The sequence below is a fragment of the Actinoplanes couchii genome (assembly GCF_016862075.1).
GTDB classification, from domain to species: Bacteria; Actinomycetota; Actinomycetes; order Mycobacteriales; family Micromonosporaceae; genus Actinoplanes; species Actinoplanes couchii.
In genome coordinates this window covers 1-1742 of record NZ_BOMG01000179.1, presented here as the reverse complement: position 1 = coordinate 1742, position 1742 = coordinate 1, and the positions used below count along the sequence as shown (strand labels likewise).

At 70.6% G+C, this 1742-nt stretch carries 1 protein-coding gene; it reads right to left on the bottom strand.

Annotation, left to right across the window (positions count from 1 at the left end; genetic code table 11):
* Positions 1–1742 (bottom strand): sensor histidine kinase (locus Aco03nite_RS52365; RefSeq protein ID WP_203810766.1); only part of this gene is annotated, 1742 nt, incomplete at both ends.

The following is a 1742-nucleotide window of genomic DNA, read 5'->3' as shown; positions in this document are numbered from 1 at the left end:
CCCCGCCGGCGTACTTGGTGGCGTTGGTGCAGAAGTTCGTGACGATCTGCTGCAGGTGGCTGGGGTGGACCAGCACGGTCAGGCCGGCCGGGCAGTCGATCGGCACGCTCAGGTCCAGGCCGGCGACCGCGTCGGCGAGGGCCCGCGCCACGTCCACCGGCTCCGGGTCGACGCTGAGCTGGCCGGCGTCCAGGATGCACATGGTCAGGATCTCGGCACGCAGCAACTCCAGTTTGCGGGCCGACCGGGCGATCACGTCGACCGCCTTGCGCTGCGGGTCGGCGAACCCGTCGGCGTTGCCGAGCAGCAGATCGGCGTACCCGGTGATGGTGTTCAGGGGTGTCCCGATCTCGTGGGACAGCATGCCCATCAGGTCCATCTTCATCGCGTTGGCCGCCGCCAGCTGGATGTTGCTGTCCTGCAGTTCGGTGTTGCGCAGGGCCAGCTGGGAGGCGGCGGTGTCGCGGTCGCGTTCGGCGGCCAGGCGGGCGGTCACGTCCTGGACCACGGCGATGAATCCGACCGGCTGCCCGTCGCTGTCGCGGACCAGGGACATGCCGACCTCGGCGTCCACGATGCCGCCGTCGGCGCGCAGCAGCCGCAGGCTGCGGTCCATCGGCAGGTCCTGGGTGAACAGCAGGGCCGCGGCCCGCTGGTTGGCGACCCGCTCGTCCGGGTGGGTGATCTCGTCGAACGTCATCGACTCCAGCTCGCCGACCTGCCGGCCGAGCATCGTCGCCAGCGCCGGGTTGACCTGCTGGAACACGCCGTTCATCGCGAACGTGGCCTGACCGACGGTGGCCAGCGCGAACTGGGTGCGCAGCCGCTGCTCGCTGTCGGCCTGCTGCCGTTCGGCCTGCTTGCGGGCGGTCACGTCGACGTTGACCTCGAGGATCGCCACCGGGGCGCCGTCCTCGTCGTACTGCATCGCCTGGTGCGACAGCACGATGATCCGGCTGCCGTCGCTGCGCAGGTGACTGACCTCGCCGTGCCACTCCCCCTCGGCGGTCAGCGACTGGTCGACCAGGGTGCGCAGCACCGGGAACCGGGTGTCCAGCAGCCGGTGCGTGGGACAGCCGACGGCGGCCTCGGCGCTCCAGCCGTAGGTGGCCTCGGCGCCCCGGTTCCACCAGGTGATCCGGTCGTCCAGATCGCGGACGATCACCGCGGTGGGCGCCAGGTCGAGCAGTTCGGCCTGCTGGCGCAGCCGGGCGTGGTCGTGGTGGCGCTGGGTGACGTCGCTGCACACCCCGTCGACGTAGAGCACGCCGTCCTCGCGGCGCGGGAACGCCCGGGCCCACACCCAGCGGGTCACCCCGTCGAAGCCGATCAGCCGGCACTCCATCTGGGCGGGCATTTCGGACATCAGATTGCCGGAGTACGCCTCCAAGGCGGCCCGGTCGTCACCATGTACCAGATCGGTCATGAATCCGAGATCGCCGGCGTCCGGGAGGGGGCCACCGAAGACGCCGGTGTTGGGGCTGGCGTACACCATGTGCACCTCGCCCTCGGCGGTGATCCGGACCGTGTAGAGGTAGTCGCTCAGGTTCGAGACGATCCGGTCGAACTCGCGGCGGGCCCGGCTCAGTTCGAGTTCCAGCTCCTCGGCGTGCCGGCGGTGCACGTACTGGCCGATGTACGCGGCCACCGTGTCCAGGGTGGCCAGCAGGTCCGGGTCGCGTTCGGTGTCCCGGCGGTCGAAGATCGCCAGAACGCCGACGACATCGGTGCCGTTGCGGACC